Here is an 18,412-nt window from a genome sequence, read left to right as displayed (position 1 = left end):
AGTCCGCCCTCCTTATCCCATATGGATATGCGTACCCGTTTTTCCAAGAATGCCGTCTTTTGCCTTTTCCAAAAGAGTGATAAGGGCCGTACGACCTGGTTTGGATTCGGCAAAACGGACAGCCGCTTGTACTTTGGGCAGCATGGAACCAGGAGCAAACTGGCCTTCCTGTATATAGCGGCGCGCATCGGTTGTCGTCAGATCGTCCAGCCATTGTTCGTCCGGTTTTCCAAATTGGATTGCCACTTTTTCAACGGCTGTGAGGATAATCAGATAATCGGCATCAAGATTTTCTGCCATAAGTTCACTGGCAAAATCTTTATCGATGACGGCGCTGGCACCTTTCAGGTGATTTCCCCGGCACATGACAGGAATCCCGCCACCACCACAGGCAATGACGACCTGCCCCGATTCGACGAGAGTCCGGATTGCCCCAATTTCAATGATTTCCTGTGGCTGGGGAGAGGCAACGACGCGGCGGTAGCCGCGGCCGGCGTCTTCTTTCATGATATAACCGTAATGTTGTTCTGCGAAATCAGCCTGTTCTTTTGTCATAAAATGACCAATCGGTTTGGATGGATGCTCAAAGGCCGGATCCTTTTCGTCAACCCGTACCTGAGTCACCATAGTAGCAACCGGAATATCTTTGATTCCCCGGTTATGTAATTCTTCCCGTAAGGCATTCTGCAGGTCATAGCCAATATAAGCCTGGCTCATGGCGACACAGACTGACAGCGGCGTATTGGGCTGGGCCGGGTTTTCACGACTGAGTGCTGCCATGGCATTATTGATCATCCCGACCTGCGGGCCATTGCCATGAGATACAATGACTTCACAGTTTTCTTCAATAAGATCGACGATTGCCTTGGCTGTAATCTTGACAGCCTTCATCTGTTCGGGGAGCGTATTTCCCAGGGCATTGCCGCCCAGGGCGATGACGATCCGTTTCTTTTTCTGTTCCATATCGTTCCTTCCTTTATATATAAAAGTATCACACCGGTATATTCTTCACTTCCTATGGGGCCTCAGGCCTGAAGCGGAATTTGTACACTTCGCTTTACGCCTGATGCCCAATAGGACAGCCTGAAAAGACAGATGAGGTGCCGGTCCCGGATGGATCGGCACCTCATCAGGCTCACAAAGCAACAAACAGGCTTATTTCATTTTTCTCGGCGTATTGCGTTTTGCCAGTGCTTCCAACGTTTCTACAGGATTCTGGAATTTGGCAAGCATAATCATAGCGGCAATGATGTACGGTTTGTAACTGGCTTCTTTGTAAAGAGGATCGCGATAACGGTCGAATACGGACGCTTCGACTTCCCCATCTTTGCAGCTGACGCCGTTGATATCGGCAGGCAGGCAGTGCAGATAGAGGGCCTTGCCGTCTTTGGTCGTCTTCATGAGGTCTTCCGTGCAGCACCAGTCTTTATGCTGTGCATTCTGGGCCAGCAGTTCTTTTTCCAGGGCATCGATACCGGCCTGATCTCCATCGGCATAGAGTTTCGTCCGTTTTTCCATGGCTTTGAAAGGAGCCCAGCTCTTGGGATATACGACATCGGCATCTTTGAATGCGTCGGCCATGTCATTGGTTACACGGAACGAACCGCCAGAAGCCTGGGCATTTTTCTTAGCCACTTCTTCTACTTCCGGCATGACTTCATAACCTTCCGGATGAGCCAGCACGACGTCCATGCCGAGACGGGTCATGAGGCCGATGACACCCTGCGGTACCGAAAGAGGTTTGCCATAGGACGGAGAGTAGGCCCAGGTCATGGCAATTTTCTTGCCTTTCAGATTCTGGATACCGCCAAAGGTATTGATGATGTGGGCAGCATCTGCCATGCACTGCGTCGGATGATCGATATCACACTGGAGGTTGACCAGCGTCGGTTTCTGTTCGAGGATGCCGTCTTTATACCCCTGGGTAACGGATTTGACGACTTCTTCCTGATATGCATGGCCTTTGCCGATATACATATCATCACGGATACCGATGACATCGGCCATGAAGGAAATCATATTAGCCGTTTCGCGGACGGTTTCGCCATGGGCAATCTGGCTCTTCTTTTCATCCAGATCCTGTACCTGCAGGCCAAGGAGGTTGCAGGCCGATGCAAAGGAGAAGCGGGTACGGGTCGAGTTGTCCCGGAAAATGGAGATTCCCAGGCCACTTTCAAACACGCGGGTAGAAATATTGTGCTGACGCATATAGCGGAGCGCGTCGGCAAGGACCCAGACGGCTTTCAGTTCGTCATCGGTCTTGTTCCAGGTGAGGAAAAAGTCGTTTTCATACATATCCTTGAAATTGAGGGCTTTAAGCTGGTCTAAATAATACTGCAAGTTCTTTTCCATAATGATACTCTCCTTTTGGCAAATACTATAATAATAGACACTGTATAGTATACATCAATTAGTCTTTGGTGTAGACACTGGGAAGGGCTGCATAAAGAGCGGCGCAAGTGACGAGATCCTGTTTCCATGTCTTTTCATTAGGCGCATGAGCCTGTGCTTCTGCGCCAGGGCCGAAGCCGATGACGGGGATGCCGTTGCGGCCCATAATGGTGACACCGTTCGTCGAGAAGGTCCATTTATCGGTCAGTGGGCGTGCTTTCCGTTCTGCTTCCGTTTCAGCCGAGCCGATACGCGTCGTGCCGAAGAGGTTCGTATAGGCTTCTTCCATGGCTTTGGTCACCTTGTGGTCTTTAGGGATGACCCAGGTCGGGAAATAGCATTCAATAGGATAAGTCAGGCCCGTATAGCTCGGGCGGGAGTATTCATACATGCTGACTTTGACATCATCACCGTATTTTTTGACGCTGGGCAGTGCCCGGATTTCATCGAGGCAGCTCTGCCATGTTTCACCAGCGGTCATACGGCGGTCCAGCGATACGGCGCAGGAGTCAGCAACAGCACAGCGGCTTGGCGATGTGTAGAAAATCTGGGAGCACGTAACAGTGCCACGGCCGAGGAAATTAGCTTCTTCGTATTCAGGATTGTACTTTTTGTCGAGCATTTTGACCAGGCCTTTGATTTCTGTACTGTCAGCAGCGTCGTTTTCGTTGAGAGCCCGTACGTCCTGAAGGATATCGGCCATCTTATAGATAGCATTATCACCGCGTTCGGGAGCGCTGCCGTGGCAGGATACGCCCTGGACATCGATGCGGATTTCCATACGGCCCCGCTGGCCACGATAAATGCCGCCATCTGTCGGTTCAGTCGATACGACAAATTCCGGGCGGACGCCGTCTTCTTTGATAATATACTGCCAGCAGAGACCATCGCAGTCTTCTTCCTGTACAGTACCGGTAACGAGAACGGTGTATTTATCAGACAGGAGACCCAGGTCTTTCATGATACGGGCGCCATAGACAGCCGATACAATACCACCGCACTGGTCAGATGTACCACGGCCACCGATTTCCGTTTCCGTTTCAAAACCCTTGTACGGATCAAATTCCCAGTTGTCCTTGTTGCCAATGCCTACCGTATCGATATGGGCATCAAATGCGATGAGTGTCTTGCCGCTGCCCATGTAACCGAGGACATTGCCCATGGGGTCGATTTCTACTTTATCGAAATCAAGAGCCCGCATTTCCTGTGCTATCCGGTCGATATGAGCTTTTTCATCGCAGCTTTCACCGGGATACTGTACGATTTCCCGTAAGAATTTTGTCATGTTTTTTTCGTAGCCCTTTGCGGCTTCTTTGATTTTGCTGTAATCCAGTGCCATGTTGTACTGCTCCTTTTCATGAAAATATAGGTACTATCCTGTATACTATGTTTCACTCGTTATTTATCGAGGCCTTTCCAGACAATGTTTTTATACCGCTGTGGATCCGTATCACCTTCGGTGGAGAAGACCAGGACATTGGCTGTTTCATCCAGTCCCAGTTCTTTGCGGACATCGGCACAGTCATCGCTGGTCATGAGAACCGACAAAGCTCCAAAGGGAGCTGCGCCGGACTCACCGGATGTGATGGCCGGATCGCCTTTAATCGGGGCTCCCAGCATGCGCATCCCCTGGGCTGCCACCCAGTCAGGCGCTGCAACGAACATCTTGACGTGATTCTTGAGGATATCCCAGGAAATAGTATTGGGTTCCCCGCAGGCAAGCCCTGCCATAATGGTCTGCATGTCCCCATCGACGATGCGCGGTTTGCCATCACCGGCTGCGGCACCTTTGTAAAGGCAGGCCGCTGCTTCGGCTTCGACGACGACGAATACGGGCGGATTATCTTTATAGAGGTTGGAGAAGAATCCGACGACAGCACCGGCCAGCGAACCGACACCAGCCTGGACGAATACGTGGGTCGGCCGGTCTATTCCCTGTTCATTTAACTGCTGGGCAGCTTCCATGGCCATTGTGCCATAACCCTGCATGATCCACGAAGGGATTTCTTCATATCCGTCCCATGCCGTATCCTGTACGATGACGCCCCGCGGCGTTTCGGATGCTTCTTTTGCAGCCTGACGTACACAGTCGTCGTAATTGAGATCAAGGATATCGACTTTGGCACCGAGTTTCCTGATATTTTCCAACCGGGTCTGTGTCGTCCCCTTCGGCATATGTACGACAGCGTTCTGACGCAGTTTATTCGCTGCCCAGGCTACGCCCCGGCCGTGATTTCCGTCTGTTGCCGTAAAGAACGTGGCCGTGCCAAATTCATCGTGGAGCTTATCTGATGTCAGTACATCGTAGGGCAGTTCCGATACATCTTTTCCCGTTTCTTTGGCAATATATTTTGCCATGGAATAGGACCCGCCCAATACTTTGAATGCGTTGAGGCCGAAACGGTACGATTCATCTTTGACGAAAAGAGAACCGAGGCCGAAATATGCAGCCATCTTAGGAAGTTTCGTCAGCGGCGTTTCCTTATACTGGGGAAAGCTCTGATGAAAGGTCCGTGCTTTTTTGACTTCTTCAACGGACATAATGGGAAGATTTTTATCTTCCGTCTTGGGCATGTGGTTCATGACCCATTTCATGGTATCTGCCATGGTATTCATCCTCCTTGTCGTGCTATCTGTTCCTGAAAGCCCATTTCTTTTACTAAAAATATTTTTGCTCATCAAAAAGTTTTTGTATACTTAGAAGTATATCATGATTTTCCATTTTTGCAAGATGTTAGCTAAATTTTTTTTAGGTTAAATATATTTTTTTGTCGCATTTAGACAATGTATCCATGATTTTTTATCAAGACCCGGCCTGACCGGGCATCCGTATGAGTACCGTGGTCCACAGTCAATGCGCCATTTACATAGACCTGTTCTATGCCTTCCGGAAATTGGACAGGTTCAGTAAAGGTCGCCCTGTCCCGGATAGTGCCGTCCTTAAAAATTATCAGGTCTGCTGCCTTTCCGGCGGCCAGCACGCCCCGGTCACGCAGGCGGAATGCCGATGCCGCTTTTCCTGTCATCTTGTGTATTGCTTCTTCCAGTGAAAAGACCGGATTTTCCCTTACATATTTACGCAGCACATAGGGAAACGCGCCATACAGGCGCGGATGAGGATGACTGCCATACAGGCCGTCTGTACTCAGATTCATTTCCGGCCGTTTCATGAACTGCAATACGTGATTTTCCTGACAATAAAAATCAATCATCCGTACATCATTTTTTTCTTCATACAGTAAATCAAAGGCTGCGTTATACGGATCTTTTCCTCGTTTTTCTCCCAGTTCGATGAGATTAAGGCCGACGGCATCCTGATTTTTTTCGCTCCCGACGCTGGAAACATAAATCTGGTCGGGACCGGCAAAATCGATGAAGTCATCCCAGCCGGGAATACCCTTCTGGATGTCAGCAATCATTTTCTGCCGCAGCGTCCGATCAGAGAGGCGCCGGAGTACGCAATCGGTACCGCCTTCCATGACCCACGGCGGCAGAATGGCGCTCATCATCGTACTGCCTGCCGTATAAGGCGTCTGGTCAAAACTGATATTTATCCCCTCGGCTTCAGCTTCATCGAGAAGGCGGAGTACCTGGGGGATATACTGCCAGTTTTTCCGGCCACAGACTTTAAAATGGGAAATATGAAGATGGACGCCGGACTGACGGGCAATGTCGATGATTTCTTTCATAGAGGCGACAATCGTATCAGCCTCGCTCCGCTGATGGACGACAAAGCATCCCTGGTACTCTGCCACGACCCGGCACATGGCGATGAGTTCTTCTTTCCCGCCATAGACGCAGGGAAGGTAAATGAGACCAGAAGACAGACCTACAGCGCCGCCTTCCATTTCTCTCCGAGTGATATCGGCCATCTTCTGCAATTCTGCATCTGATGGCTGCCGGTTTTCAAGTCCCATCGCTTCCATCCGGATATTGCCGTGTGGTACGAGATAGCATTCGTTGATTCCCGGCCGCGCAGCCCGTACCCGGTTCAGATACCCGGCTGTCGTATGGTAGTGCCAGTCTATGCGCTCTGAATCCTCACCGATACCGGCCAGGTTATGACGCCACGTCGCAATGTAGGTTTCCGGCAGAGGGGCGACGGATATGCCATCCTGTCCCAGAATTTCTGTCGTTACCCCCTGCATGACCTTCGGCAGGACGCGGCTGTCCTGCAGTACTTCGATATCACTATGGCTGTGGGTATCAATGAATCCTGGTGCTACGATACACCCCGATGCATCAACATAGGACATTCCTTCAGACGGCGCTATGTGACCGATTGCCCCAATACGATCCCCATCGATGAGAACATCCGCTTTATACCGTTCCGTTCCCGTACCATCTACAATAGTCCCATTTTGAATGAGAATACTCATACACATGCGCCCCCTTTACCTGGCAGGAACCGTTCCTGCAACAGGGCCCCCATTACTGCCACATAGCAGGTAACAGCGCCGGTAAGCTGGGAAAGTTCTATGTATTCATCTACTGTATGAGCCAGGTCTTCCCGGCTGGGTCCCAGTCCGATTGTGGGAATGTGGGCTTCACCAGCATAGTGGCTGCCATTGGTGCAAAAGTTATACTGGCGGATAGCCGGTGTGAATCCGGCCTGTTTCATCGCGTCAGCTGCTGCCTGAACAAAGTCAGCCTGTTTATCGTACAGCCAGCCCGGGAAAAAACGTTCTCCTTCTATATCTGCACCAGTATAGCACCGTTCCCTGCCTACGGCATAAGACAAGTGGTAAGACGCTTCCCCATCCTCTTCCATCAAGGTGTGGAGTGCCTGTTTCAGCGGTGCCAGGACGGATTCCTTTGTTTCCCCTGTCAGCAGACGACGGTCGTACGTAGCCCGGCAGTAATCGGGAACGACCGAAGCCCCGGGATAAGGTGAAGATTTGATATCAGTCAATTCCAGGATTCCTTTTCCCAGTACGGGATGAACGGGAGCCGGTACCTGCTGCAGACATGCAATAGCCTTACACATTTTGTATACAGCATTGACGCCTTTTTCCGGATTGGCAGAATGACAAGACTTCCCTTTTGATTCAAGGACAATTTCAGCCCGCCCGCGCTGGCCTACTTTAAGATCGAGGCCGGAAGCTTCTCCGATGATGACATAGTCGGGACGGATGGCCTGACTGATGGCGCGGGCTGCGACGCCTTCAAAGCATTCTTCATGAACGACGGCAGCGATATACAGGGTACCGGCAAACTTCTTTTTTGTCTGTCTGGCAAACTGTACTGCCCCGACCGTCATGGCGGCCAGTGCGCCTTTCATATCGCTGGCACCACGACCATACAGACGGTTTCCATGTATATCTCCGGCAAAGGGAGGGTAGGTCCAGGCTGTTTCATCTTCAACGGGAACCGTGTCGATATGGCCATCAAAGAGTACGACTGGTCCCGGCCGGTCTCCCTTGATAGAAGCCAGCGTATTCCCATAGTCATCTACCTGAATCGTATCAAATACACCTTGCTCTTTCATATACGTCTGCAGTACGAGACTAGCGCCTTTTTCCTGTCCGGACAAGCTTGGCTGGCGGATCAGTGCCTGACACAGTTTCCGGACTTCTTCACAAGATATGGTTTCCACGCCACATTCCTCCTTTATGTTATCAATGCAGCCAGGGGATATTCCCCTTTCTTCTTTGTTATGGTACGCATAATCTAACTTTTTGTCAATATTTTATATAAAAACTAAAAAATATTTTTGTATTTATCTTGACAAATATCTAAAAGATACGTATTATTATATGCATTACAGTAATACTATTTTAGAGAAGGATGATTTATATGAATACATTAGTGCAAAAAACAGGGCGGGCCGCCCGTCTGGCCATCCAGGCAATCTATACCATCAATAGTCTTCTGGCACTTCCAGCGACTCATCAGAACTAATGACATGTATCATGCCCAAAGGGGGCTGTCGCATACCGTACGGCATGTGACAGCCCCCTTTCTGTCCCTAAACGGGTGCATCATCATCATTACTGCTGTCAATATAACTGTACAGCGTATACTTGGAGATGCCAAAGTATTTGGAAATTTTATCCCCCGCTTTGGTAATCAGCAGGGCTCCATGGTCATTGAGGAATTTAATCGCCCGGATTTTATCATCGCGCGTCATGAGCGGCACAGGTTTTCCTACCTGACGGGTCGATTCTTCAATAAGTTCCTGCAGAAGTTCCGTTACATTGTGCGGAATACTGCCCGTTTCACCCTTCTGCGACGTAATAGATACCAGCGGGTTAATGGCATTGCTGACCATCATCAATTCAGTAATATCAAAATTGAGAGAAAAAATACCGATGATTTTCTGCTGTTCATCACGGATGTAAATAGTCGTCGATTTCAGGATACGCCCATCCTTTGTCTTTGTCAGGTAACTGCCATCGGTGTGCAGTTTTTCCGGTTTGCCGCTCAATGCCTCCAGAACAGCCATAGACGGACCATCTCCTACTTTCCGGTGCGTAACATGCCCATTTTCAATGGCAACAATGGAATGTTCCGCATTGTCCCCACTGAGGTCATGGACGACGACTTCACAGCTGGGCCCGAACTGCTGTGCAATACCCCGGGCTAATTGTTTCAAAAAAGTAAGCATATTTTCTTTCATCGGTCAACGACTCCGTTTCCTAATATACACGAGCAAAAATTTGTTTTTCAGTCATGACAAATTTTCATTATCACCTTAATTTACTATACCATATTCTGCTCCGTAAAAGCAAAGTAAAATCGCATAAAACCGAAAAAGAACTACTTTACAGCCGAATCAGGATTCGTGTTCATCATAAGCCAGTTCTGTCGTTTTTTCTTTCGGCGGCATCAATTTGGAGAAAATGATAAATGCTATGAAGCTCACAACCAGACCCGGCAGGATAGGCTGGCCGAACTTAATACCAAAAATGACACCGTGGGTAAACTGTTCCAGATACACGACGACAATCGTACCGGCAATAAGTGATGCCATCGTCCCTGCAAGAGATGCGCCTTTCCAGTATAAACCGATGACATATGGGAAGAAAGCACCGGCTGCACGGAGCGAGAAGGAAAACATAAGAATCGTAATAATGCTCGATGTATTGAATAATGCAACGAGCAGGGAAAGCAATCCTGCCAGGACCATGACAATCTTGGCAACTTTCATAACCTCTTCATCGGTCGCTTCCGTTTTAATGTACTGGCGATAAATATCATTGGCAAAAATAGATCCGGCTCCCAGAAGGTCCGAACTGGCACTAGACATCGTTGCCGAAATGACACCAGCAAAGAGGATGCCACAAACGAGAGGCGGCATAGCCGCTACGGCCAGAACCGGCAGGGCATAGCGTGAACCGACACTTTGGAACTGGGTCGCATCAAAGATGCCCATATTAATGAGAGCCAATACGATGACGCCCAGAGTCGCCGGAATAAATCCATAGATGAAATTGATGATAGCAGCCATGACAGACCCTTTCTGGGCAGTCCGACCATCACGGGCTGCATAATACCGTGATACTGCTTCTTGTCCTACCGTAAAGGTAGTAATATACATGACAGTCAGGGCAATGACATCGATGACACTGTAACCGGAAAAAAGATCCAGTGATTCTGCCGGTACATTGGCCACGACATTATCCCATCCTCCTGCCAGATTGAGAGCGTAAGGAAGAGCTACGGCCATACCAAATACGATGAAAAAGACCTGTACAAAATCGGTAAGCGTAACAGACCAGAGACCTCCCATGACAGAATAAATCGTAACGATGACACAAATAGCGATGACGGAGACTTTAAAGCTGATACCCATCATCGTCGAGAGAATGACGGCTGATGCAATCATTTGCCCTGCCGTCAGGCCAATAAGGGGCAGAAACATGACGATAGCCGTAATGATGCCCGGAAGCCGGCCATAGCGGCGGCGGAAATATTCCGGTACGGTCTTGACTGTCGATGCCCGGAATTTTGGAGCCAGGAAAGTCAGGATGACAAAGGCGAAACCCATGGCAATGACATACCAGGCCGCGCTGATACCGTATTTTCCCATCCCCTGCTGGACAACGCCCAGCGAACTGCCACCACCGATTTCCGTGGCAGCCAGCGTCCCTGCCATCAGAATGGGTCCCAGACGGCGGCCGGCAACCATAAAGTCCGCATTGCCGGAAATCATGTGCTTGGAGTACCAGCCGATGAAAAGCATAAATGCCATGTATGCTATGACAACGGCGGCTACAATAATAGATCCACTCATACAAATCCCTCCTTAATGATATGATAGTAACAAGTAGTGGTTATATTTTTATCATATCTATAAACTAAATTTTTGTCAATTATTCAAAATATTTTTCATCTCCCATTTTTCTTTTATAACCGATGCATCTTGCATTTCTTCTTTCTCTTTCGTATGATATACCTATCAATATGAAAAGGAGACGATATGGTATGAGTTATCAGGCAGCATTCATGTATATTGCCCCGGGAAATGATCCGGAAAAGCAGAAAGCCGTCATCCCTGGACCCGGTCTCGACCTGACCGTAGTCGGTGTCAAATCCTATGAAGAAGCCGTCAAAGAAGCAAAAAAACTGGTAGAAAACGGAGTAGGTGCCATTGAATTATGCGGTGGCTTCGGCGTAGAAGGGACGGCCATGATCAAGCAGGCCGTTGCCGGCAAGGCCTCAATCGGCGTCGTCCGCTTTGATATCCATCCTGGCATGGGCAATAAGAGCGGTGATTCATTTTTCATCAAGAAATAACAATACAGTGGCAAGCAATACATAGTATTAAAAAAGCGGTGTGTACAAATCATTGTACACACCGCTGTGTTTATGTCATTCTATTGTTACTTGACAATAACCGACACGCCATCGGGAATGACCGTAACTTTCGGGTCAGCCACACCTTTTGCCGCCAGAAGCTTCTTCGCCATAGCAAAGGCTTCGTCAATATTCGCCGCATATTTCAGATGCATAGCTTCTACCATATCTTTAGGGGCATCGGTTACCATTATGATATCAAAATGGAGCAATAAACGCAATAGTATCTGCGATTCCCACTGGTCAAAGATCGTTTCATTCCGATCGCGGGCCAGTATTTCATCCATGGCCTTCTGCAGATCATCGGCCTGTTTCAGCGTATTGAAGAAATCTTCACCGCCGTGTCCGTCACTGCAGCTGGAGCAGTCGATAATGACGCCGCCATCTTTACAGGTTGCTTCTGCCGCCGTCATGCCTTTGACAGACTGGTAGATATTCTGATCGAGAGGATAACCGCCATTCGTCGTTACGACAATATCAGCCGGAACCGGTTTGACACCGGCCAGTTTCATTTCAAATTCTACCCCTTTATAATGGGCCTCTTCCCGGTCACCGGCAAAGGCGGCGATGACTTTTTTATCGGCATCGATGACGACGTTGCAGATAAATGCCAGTTTAGCCGCTTTAGCTGCATAAAGCATATCTTTATGGATGGGATTGCCTTCGAGAATGCCTGTACGGGCATAGGGGCTGTTAATGAATTCCGAGCAGTGGTTAGCCAGGACCGTAATCTTGCTGGCAATACCTGGCAGAACAGATTTCCGGCCACCGGACATGCCGGCAAAGAAATGCGGTTCGATGAATCCTTCTGAAATCAGGAGATCCGTATTAACAGCCGCCTTGTTGATCAGGCATTCTCCACCGGAAGGCAGCGTACCGATGCTGACCATGTCGTCGTCATTACGGCTGACGTGAATGATGAACTTTTCCTTTTCAGCGATTTCTTTTCCGTATTTGGCAACCAGTTCTTCATGAGTAGTCGGACGATGCATCCCTGTTGCAACCAGAATGGTAATATCAATATCCGGATTGCCCTTGCGCAATTCTGCCAGCAGCTGTGGCATGATGACATGGCTCGGTACCGGACGGGTATGGTCACTGGAAATAATGGTACACGTCTTTTTCCCTTTGGCCAGTTCGCTCAGACGAGGACTGCCAATCGGATTAGCCAGTGCATCCGCAACGAGTTCTTCTTCTGATTTGGGCGCTTTATATTCATGGGCATGTGAAAGCAGTACACCTGCTACTTGTTCATCAGGCAGTTCAAAATGAATATGTCCCTTACCAAAAGGGATGGAAAATTTCTGCATATATATCCCAGCCTTTCTGTGTTATGAACGAAACATGACGCCTTACCACATATTCTGCCGGTACAGCAAAGAGGCTGTCACTACAAGAACAGCCTCTTTACATCAACAGAGTATCAGATTTCAGACGATACATTCAAAGAATTCTGCATCTTTTTCGGCTGTACCGGCAGACGGTATGATTATTCTTCTACAGGAACTTCGTCGTTAATGCTGATTACTTTGCCCGGATTCATGATATTCTTCGGATCCAGTGCTTTCTTCACGGCTTTCATCAGTTTGACTTCTACAGGGTTCGTGTATTTTTCAAGGAGAGCTTCCCGTTTATAGCCAATGCCGTGTTCACCGGAGAGGCGGCCACCCAGGCTGTATACGAGAGCGTAGATTTCGCCCTGGATTTTCGGCAGCATTTCTTCCCATTCTTCCTGAGTGCGGTCATCTTTCAGAATATCAATATGGACGTTGCCATCGCCGCAGTGGCCGGCGCAGTGCATAGCGACATCGTATTTTTCGGAAAGGCGGGAAATCTGCTGTACAGCACCGGGGATTTCCGTCATAGGAACGACGATATCTTCCATGGAGAATACGAGGCTGCGGGCACGGTCGGCTTCCAGATATGCTTTACGGGATTTCCAGATAACTTTCGGGTCAGCGACGAGGGAGTCGATGGCTTTATTTTCTTCTGCAATTTCAACGATTTTTTCTGTCTGTTCATCGAGAACGTCTTCATTGTCACCGGCAATCTGAATGATGATATAGTTACCATTGTCAGAATGAGGCAGTTTTTCATCGAGGAATACTTCTACCTGTTTAATAGAGGCATTGTCCATGAATTCTACGCAGACCGGAGTAATGCCAGCATTCATGACTTTCGGTGTCAGGGCGATAGCATCGTCGAGATTGTCGAATATGAGCAGCAGGTCAGCCTGATATTTAGGCAGGGAAACGAGTTTCAGATAAATCTTGGTAATGATGCCCAGCGTCCCTTCAGAACCGATATAGAGGTGCATGAGCATATAACCCGTTGCATTTTTACGGAATTTACCGCCCAGTGTGACTACTTCGCCCTGCGGGGTAACGACTTCAATGCCCATGACCTGGTCACGGGTTACACCGTATTTAACGGCCCGGTTGCCGCCGGCATTGGTTGCTACGTTACCGCCGATGAAGCAGGAGTCCCCGCTGCAGGGGTCGCCGCCATAAAACAGGCCTTCTTTTTGTACTTCTTCCTGCAAGACAGCCGTCGTAACGCCCGGTTCTGTGACGCATACCATGTTCTGTTTATCGATTTCAAGGATTTTGTTCATCCGTTCGATAGAGATGATGACACCGCCGAATGTGGCGACGGCACCGGCAGCCAAGCCTGTACCAGCAGCACGGGGAACCATGACCGTGTCGTTGTCATAGCAGAGCTTTACGACTTTGGCTACTTCTTCCGTATTAGCCGGCAGGACGACGACCTGCGGTTCTCTCATATAATGAGGATCCGTTACTTCGTCATGGGAATACGGTTCCAGTTTGTCTTTATCGGTATATACATACTTTTCACCAACGATAGCCTTTAACTGTTCAATAAGTTCCGGTGTAACAATACCTTTAGCCATAATAAAATTCCTCCTCTAAATACAAAACACTTTACATGTTGTATAAAACCGGCAGAAAACCGGTGCATAGCCACTAATTACATTACAAAGTCAGGAAACTGGGGATGATAAATGTCAGGATACCGGCAATGACCAGCAGACACAGGCAGTATCCGGCTGTCCCGCGCATAATTTCCCCTTCTTTTCCTTCTGCCAGAGCTCCGACAGCACCGACGCCGAGAGCAATGCTCTGGGGTGACAGCATCTTGCCTATACAACCACCAAGCGAGCTGGCACCGGCCATCCATGCCGGGCTCATGTCCAGAGTGGACGCAACAGAAGTCTGGAGCGGTCCGAATAGTACGTTGGCATTGGTGCAGGATCCGGTAATGAAAGCACCGATAGCACCCACAAAGGGAGCAAATACAGGATATGCATTGCCTGTCGCAAAGACCAAAGCATCGGCAATCTCCTTAGTCATACCGGAATACGTCATGACCTTGGCTACGATAACGACAGTGATAATCGTCAGGAATGTATATCTCAGGCCGACAAAGTTATCAACAAATACGCTCCATATCTTTCCAAAAGAAGCCCCCTGGATTTTACCACCAATGATAGACGCAATCAAAATCATGATACCTGGCGTTGCCACCCAGACGAATGTATACGGTTTGGCACCAGCACCGGCATAGATAGGAACAGATGTCTTGATGGAAGCCAACGGATCGTTGATGAACGGAATGAGTTTGGATGTAAACACGAGGAGCACGAAAATCAAAATGAAAATCATTGCCGCCCGGACACCTTCGCCGAAGGAAACAGGCTGGATATCTTCTGTCTTTACATCCAGTTTATAGTCGGGATCATCGATCTTGACGGCCCGAGAATACAGTACGATGACCGCCATGATAATTACAGAGGACACCATGACCGGGAGCTCTGCCCCGATAGTCATAGAAATCAGCAATTCAGGGATTGCCAGTGCCAGGCCGGAAAGCAGTGTGATAATGCCGACACCTTTCAGGGCTTTCACCCCGCCACCGATGCAGATGACCATTAAAAACGGGGCAATCAGATCGGGAATAAAGGATACAACCGAAACGTTCGTTGCCAGCGTGACGGCATCGATGCCGGTTATAGCAGCCATTGTCGATGTCGGAATGCCAATAGAGCCAAAAGATGGTGCTACGGCATTAGAAATAAGGCAGGCAATGATCGTCCGTATGGGCGGATATCCCAGAGCAACCAGCATAGCCGCCGGGATAGCTACGGCCGTACCAAATCCGGCCATCCCTTCCATGAAAGTCCCAAAGCCCCAGGCAATGAGCAGAAACAGCACACGTTTATCTTCACTAACCGTAGTCAGCATCTGCTTAATTGTATCAAAACTGCCTGTAGCAACTGTCAGTTTATAAGCAAATAAAGCCATAATGATGACAAGTAAAATCGGCCACACCGCCAGGGCTACCCCTTCCAGTGCCGCAGAAACAGCAATGCCCACAGGCATATCAAAGGCAAAGACAGCAATGACAAATGCAATGATTGCCGCAATCGGGCACGCTTTCCACCCAGCCATCTTCAAAAATCCCAATGCTACAATCAGAAATAGTATCGGGAGCAAAGCAAGCAGAACCATTCAAACCACCCTTTCATCAAACACCATGTTTCATGCCCCTAACAGGCAGGTGGCTCATTCATAGCCAGAATCATGAATAAGACCAGTTCTTTTGTGATTATCTCCGGAGTCAATCTCATGATTTAATTATACAACGGAGACGCAGGTAAGTAAATTACATTTATACATATAATCTATATGTATTTCACAACGCATCAATGCCTAAATTGATAATTCTGCATGATTGTTTTATTAATTTAATTTATTATATATTTTTTTTAATATTATTAATATCGTTCAACAGTTCACATACATGCTATGATTTTTTATAATACCTAAATGGAATTATGTATTATTCCGTTTAGGTATATAACATAAAAATAACCGGTTTACAAAACACATTTTGTAAACCGGTTGTCCTATATGCGGTGTTAACGTTTAACTTTAACTACAAGTTCTTGTTTTTTTCAGCAGACGCAATAACGGCATTCATCGCCGCAGCACGGAACCCACTTTCTTCCAGAACGCGTACAGCTTCGATAGTCGTACCGCCGGGAGAACAGACATCATCTTTCAGCTTGCCCGGATGTTCCCCTGTTTCAAGGACCATCTTTGCCGCTCCCAGAACAGTCTGCGCGGCAAAAGTATATGCCATAGGCCGGAACATTCCTTCCCGCACCCCGGCATCAGCCAGCGCTTCAATGAACATATACACAAAAGCCGGACCACTCCCGCTCAGGCCACAGACAGCATCGATAAGCCGTTCTTCCACGACTTCGGCCTTGCCGAAACTGCGGAAAATAGCGACGGAATCATCCTTTTCATCATCTGTTACAGCTTCATTAAAACAAAGGGCCGCCATACCTTCTCCTACCATAGAAGGCGTGTTTGGCATGACGCGGACGATTTTTGTTCCTGCCGGCATGGCATCAGCCAGGCGCTGCAGGGTAAGGCCGGCAGCGATGGAAATCATCACTTTGTCCGGTGTTACTGCCTGATAAATGTCCTTCAGGACACCGGGCATAATAAACGGCTTGACCGCCAGGATGACCGCCTGGGACTGCTGCACTAATCCGGCAGCCGAATCAACGACAGCGGCACCGGTTTCATCAGCCAGGCGCTGGGCCTTTTCCGTATGGATATTGTACAATATGAGCTGTTTCCCTTCGATCAGGCCGGACCGGACCAGCCCCATAGCAATGGCCCGTCCCATATTCCCTGTCCCGATAATGCCGATTGTTTCAAACATAGGATATCCCTCCCCTATACAGCAAACGATTACTGCACAATGCCAGCTGCATCGACAGCCGCCTTTACCTTGGCTGCCAGACCGGCAATCTTCTTTTTGGATACAGAGCAGACGGCCAGGCGGATACCTTTTTTCAGCGGAACAAGGTAAATATGTTCTTTTTCAAGGGCGGCACATACCTTATCCGAACCAATCATGGGAATAGTAATGAAGAAACCTGACAGATATGGCAGGATTTTCAGACCACAGTCAGCCGCTTCTTTCATAAATATGTCTGCCCGTTCTTTAATCATCTGGAAATACTGTGCCCGTTCTGCATCAAGGCGGGCTACTTTTTCCGGATCTTTCGTAATTTCTATCATCGTCCACATAGCAGAGCTGGTCGGATTGGACCAGGTAGCACGGGCGGTGTACTTATTAATAGCCGTAAATTCATCAGCTACGTCTTCACTGGAGGTGATTCCGATCATCGCACCCATACGCTGGCCATACAGGGTAAAGCCCTTAGAACAGGTATATGCGACGATAGGAAGGATATTAGCCGGCAGATTCCCAAACTTTTTGAAGAAACGGCGGCATTCCTGTTTTTCCCCACTGTAGTCGAGATACGCTACATCAGAAACGAGGATAATATTTTTATCTTTTCCTTCGACAGCTGATTTAATAAAAGAAAGGACGGCATCCCATTCATCCAGATTCAGTCCGAATCCTGTAGGATTATTGGCAGGAGAATTAAGGATAATGACTGTATTATGCTGTTTATTGACGAGGTCCTGCAGATTTTCAGAAAAACTCTTCATATTGAATTTTCCATCATCCGTCAGCAGTTCAAATTCGCGGAGGACGCGGTTGTCGTCACGGATAATATTGCGGTATGCTCCCCAACACCAATCTGTCGTGAGTACTTCATCACCCGGTTCAGAATAATTGTGAACTGCCGTATGGATAGCGCCGGAGCCGCCAGGTGTGGCAATAGCGCGGATATACCCTTCCGGGCGGGAATCACAGAAGCACTGGTCGATAGCCGCATCGAGATATTCCGGGAAGCCCGGAATCGGTGCATAGGCTACAATCTGATTTGGTGTCAGTTGTTTCAATGTATCCTTTACAATCTGCAGTACGACGAGATCGCCATTTTCATCAATAATGGAACCAATCGTACCGTTTATAACAGCATCAGCCCCATTTTTCTTGACATCTTCTGTGCAACGTGCCGCAGCGGCCATAATAGCATCAGCAGCAAACTTACCTTTTGCATGATTAGCAGCAACACTCATACCCATGTAAAATCAACTCCCCTTTTTTAGTTACCTATTCATTTATACCACATATGCATGGGACTGACAAGAAAAGGGTAACCGTTTTACATATGTATTTTGAATACAAAATCCCTACTAGCAACTTACTAATCACTAACCACAAAAAAAAGCACTAGCATAAGCTAGTGCTTTTTTCCACAATCAGC

The 18,412-nt window shown here is 48.3% G+C and carries 14 protein-coding genes; 1 reads left to right on the top strand and 13 read right to left on the bottom strand.

Going from position 1 to position 18,412, the window contains the following annotated elements:
- Positions 1-12: 12 nt before the first annotated feature.
- From arcC to B4H10_RS07645, 8 genes are all read right to left on the bottom strand, one after another.
- Positions 13-963 carry a carbamate kinase gene (arcC, locus tag B4H10_RS07680; protein WP_059076421.1) on the bottom strand — a complete coding sequence of 317 codons (951 nt, stop codon included), beginning with the start codon at positions 961-963 and terminating at the stop codon, positions 13-15.
- A 192-nt stretch (positions 964-1,155) separates the two neighbouring features.
- Positions 1,156-2,352 carry a knotted carbamoyltransferase YgeW gene (gene ygeW / locus B4H10_RS07675; protein WP_113856464.1) on the bottom strand — a complete coding sequence of 399 codons (1,197 nt, stop codon included), beginning with the start codon at positions 2,350-2,352 and terminating at the stop codon, positions 1,156-1,158.
- 58 nt (positions 2,353-2,410) lie between these two features.
- The gene (locus tag B4H10_RS07670) at positions 2,411-3,724 is read right to left on the bottom strand and encodes a YgeY family selenium metabolism-linked hydrolase (protein WP_200817445.1); all 1,314 of its coding nucleotides are present in this window, start codon (positions 3,722-3,724) and stop codon (positions 2,411-2,413) included.
- 65 nt (positions 3,725-3,789) lie between these two features.
- Positions 3,790-4,998, bottom strand: coding sequence for a diaminopropionate ammonia-lyase (gene dpaL, locus B4H10_RS07665; RefSeq protein ID WP_059076418.1), 1,209 nt, complete (start codon positions 4,996-4,998; stop codon positions 3,790-3,792).
- Positions 4,999-5,168: 170 nt separating this feature from the next.
- The gene (locus B4H10_RS07660) at positions 5,169-6,770 is read right to left on the bottom strand and encodes an N-acyl-D-amino-acid deacylase family protein (RefSeq protein ID WP_075581675.1); all 1,602 of its coding nucleotides are present in this window, start codon (positions 6,768-6,770) and stop codon (positions 5,169-5,171) included.
- Positions 6,767-7,987 carry a YgeY family selenium metabolism-linked hydrolase gene (locus tag B4H10_RS07655; RefSeq protein ID WP_292018575.1) on the bottom strand — a complete coding sequence of 407 codons (1,221 nt, stop codon included), beginning with the start codon at positions 7,985-7,987 and terminating at the stop codon, positions 6,767-6,769. Before B4H10_RS07655 ends, B4H10_RS07660 begins: the two co-directional genes overlap by 4 nt.
- A gap of 372 nt (positions 7,988-8,359) precedes the next feature.
- Positions 8,360-9,010, bottom strand: a complete 651-nt coding sequence (locus B4H10_RS07650) for a helix-turn-helix transcriptional regulator (protein ID WP_059076416.1) — start codon at positions 9,008-9,010, stop codon at positions 8,360-8,362.
- Between the two features lie 156 nt (positions 9,011-9,166).
- Positions 9,167-10,627 (bottom strand): sodium:solute symporter family protein, encoded by a 1,461-nt coding sequence (locus tag B4H10_RS07645; protein ID WP_059076415.1) that lies wholly within the window; start codon positions 10,625-10,627, stop codon positions 9,167-9,169.
- Positions 10,628-10,818: 191 nt separating this feature from the next.
- Here B4H10_RS07645 and B4H10_RS07640 point away from each other — a divergent pair, with 191 nt between their 5' ends.
- Positions 10,819-11,130 carry a DUF6506 family protein gene (locus B4H10_RS07640; RefSeq protein WP_059076414.1) on the top strand — a complete coding sequence of 104 codons (312 nt, stop codon included), beginning with the start codon at positions 10,819-10,821 and terminating at the stop codon, positions 11,128-11,130.
- An 86-nt stretch (positions 11,131-11,216) separates the two neighbouring features.
- Here B4H10_RS07640 and larA read toward each other — a convergent pair whose 3' ends face one another.
- The 5 genes from larA to B4H10_RS07615 all read right to left on the bottom strand — a co-directional run bounded on the left by larA (position 11,217) and on the right by B4H10_RS07615 (position 18,230).
- Complete coding sequence (gene larA / locus B4H10_RS07635; RefSeq protein ID WP_292018574.1) at positions 11,217-12,500, bottom strand: nickel-dependent lactate racemase; 1,284 nt, start codon at positions 12,498-12,500, stop codon at positions 11,217-11,219.
- Between the two features lie 179 nt (positions 12,501-12,679).
- Entirely contained in the window at positions 12,680-14,101 is a 1,422-nt protein-coding gene (locus B4H10_RS07630) for an FAD-binding oxidoreductase (protein ID WP_292016787.1), read from the bottom strand.
- A gap of 82 nt (positions 14,102-14,183) precedes the next feature.
- A complete protein-coding gene (locus tag B4H10_RS07625) occupies positions 14,184-15,719 on the bottom strand; it encodes an L-lactate permease (protein ID WP_292018573.1) in 1,536 nt (511 codons plus the stop codon).
- A gap of 427 nt (positions 15,720-16,146) precedes the next feature.
- Positions 16,147-16,947, bottom strand: coding sequence for a pyrroline-5-carboxylate reductase (proC, locus tag B4H10_RS07620; protein ID WP_075581680.1), 801 nt, complete (start codon positions 16,945-16,947; stop codon positions 16,147-16,149).
- A 29-nt stretch (positions 16,948-16,976) separates the two neighbouring features.
- A complete protein-coding gene (locus B4H10_RS07615; protein ID WP_059076409.1) occupies positions 16,977-18,230 on the bottom strand; it encodes a pyridoxal phosphate-dependent aminotransferase in 1,254 nt (417 codons plus the stop codon).
- Positions 18,231-18,412 lie beyond the last annotated feature (182 nt).

It is taken from the genome of Megasphaera sp. UBA4382, assembly GCF_002391155.1.
GTDB lineage: Bacteria > Bacillota > Negativicutes > Veillonellales > Megasphaeraceae > Megasphaera > Megasphaera hexanoica.
This window is presented reverse-complemented; position numbering and strand designations above follow the sequence as displayed.

Bases quoted from the DNA above. Each gene is read 5' to 3' on its own strand.
- arcC (WP_059076421.1), bottom strand. From the start codon at position 963: ATGGAACAGAAAAAGAAACGGATCGTCATCGCCCTGGGCGGCAATGCC.
- ygeW (WP_113856464.1), bottom strand. From the start codon at position 2,352: ATGGAAAAGAACTTGCAGTATTATTTAGACCAGCTTAAAGCCCTCAAT.
- dpaL (WP_059076418.1), bottom strand. From the start codon at position 4,998: ATGGCAGATACCATGAAATGGGTCATGAACCACATGCCCAAGACGGAA.
- B4H10_RS07660 (WP_075581675.1), bottom strand. From the start codon at position 6,770: ATGAGTATTCTCATTCAAAATGGGACTATTGTAGATGGTACGGGAACG.
- B4H10_RS07650 (WP_059076416.1), bottom strand. From the start codon at position 9,010: ATGAAAGAAAATATGCTTACTTTTTTGAAACAATTAGCCCGGGGTATT.
- B4H10_RS07645 (WP_059076415.1), bottom strand. From the start codon at position 10,627: ATGAGTGGATCTATTATTGTAGCCGCCGTTGTCATAGCATACATGGCA.
- B4H10_RS07640 (WP_059076414.1), top strand. From the start codon at position 10,819: ATGAGTTATCAGGCAGCATTCATGTATATTGCCCCGGGAAATGATCCG.
- larA (WP_292018574.1), bottom strand. From the start codon at position 12,500: ATGCAGAAATTTTCCATCCCTTTTGGTAAGGGACATATTCATTTTGAA.
- B4H10_RS07630 (WP_292016787.1), bottom strand. From the start codon at position 14,101: ATGGCTAAAGGTATTGTTACACCGGAACTTATTGAACAGTTAAAGGCT.
- B4H10_RS07625 (WP_292018573.1), bottom strand. From the start codon at position 15,719: ATGGTTCTGCTTGCTTTGCTCCCGATACTATTTCTGATTGTAGCATTG.
- proC (WP_075581680.1), bottom strand. From the start codon at position 16,947: ATGTTTGAAACAATCGGCATTATCGGGACAGGGAATATGGGACGGGCC.
- B4H10_RS07615 (WP_059076409.1), bottom strand. From the start codon at position 18,230: ATGGGTATGAGTGTTGCTGCTAATCATGCAAAAGGTAAGTTTGCTGCT.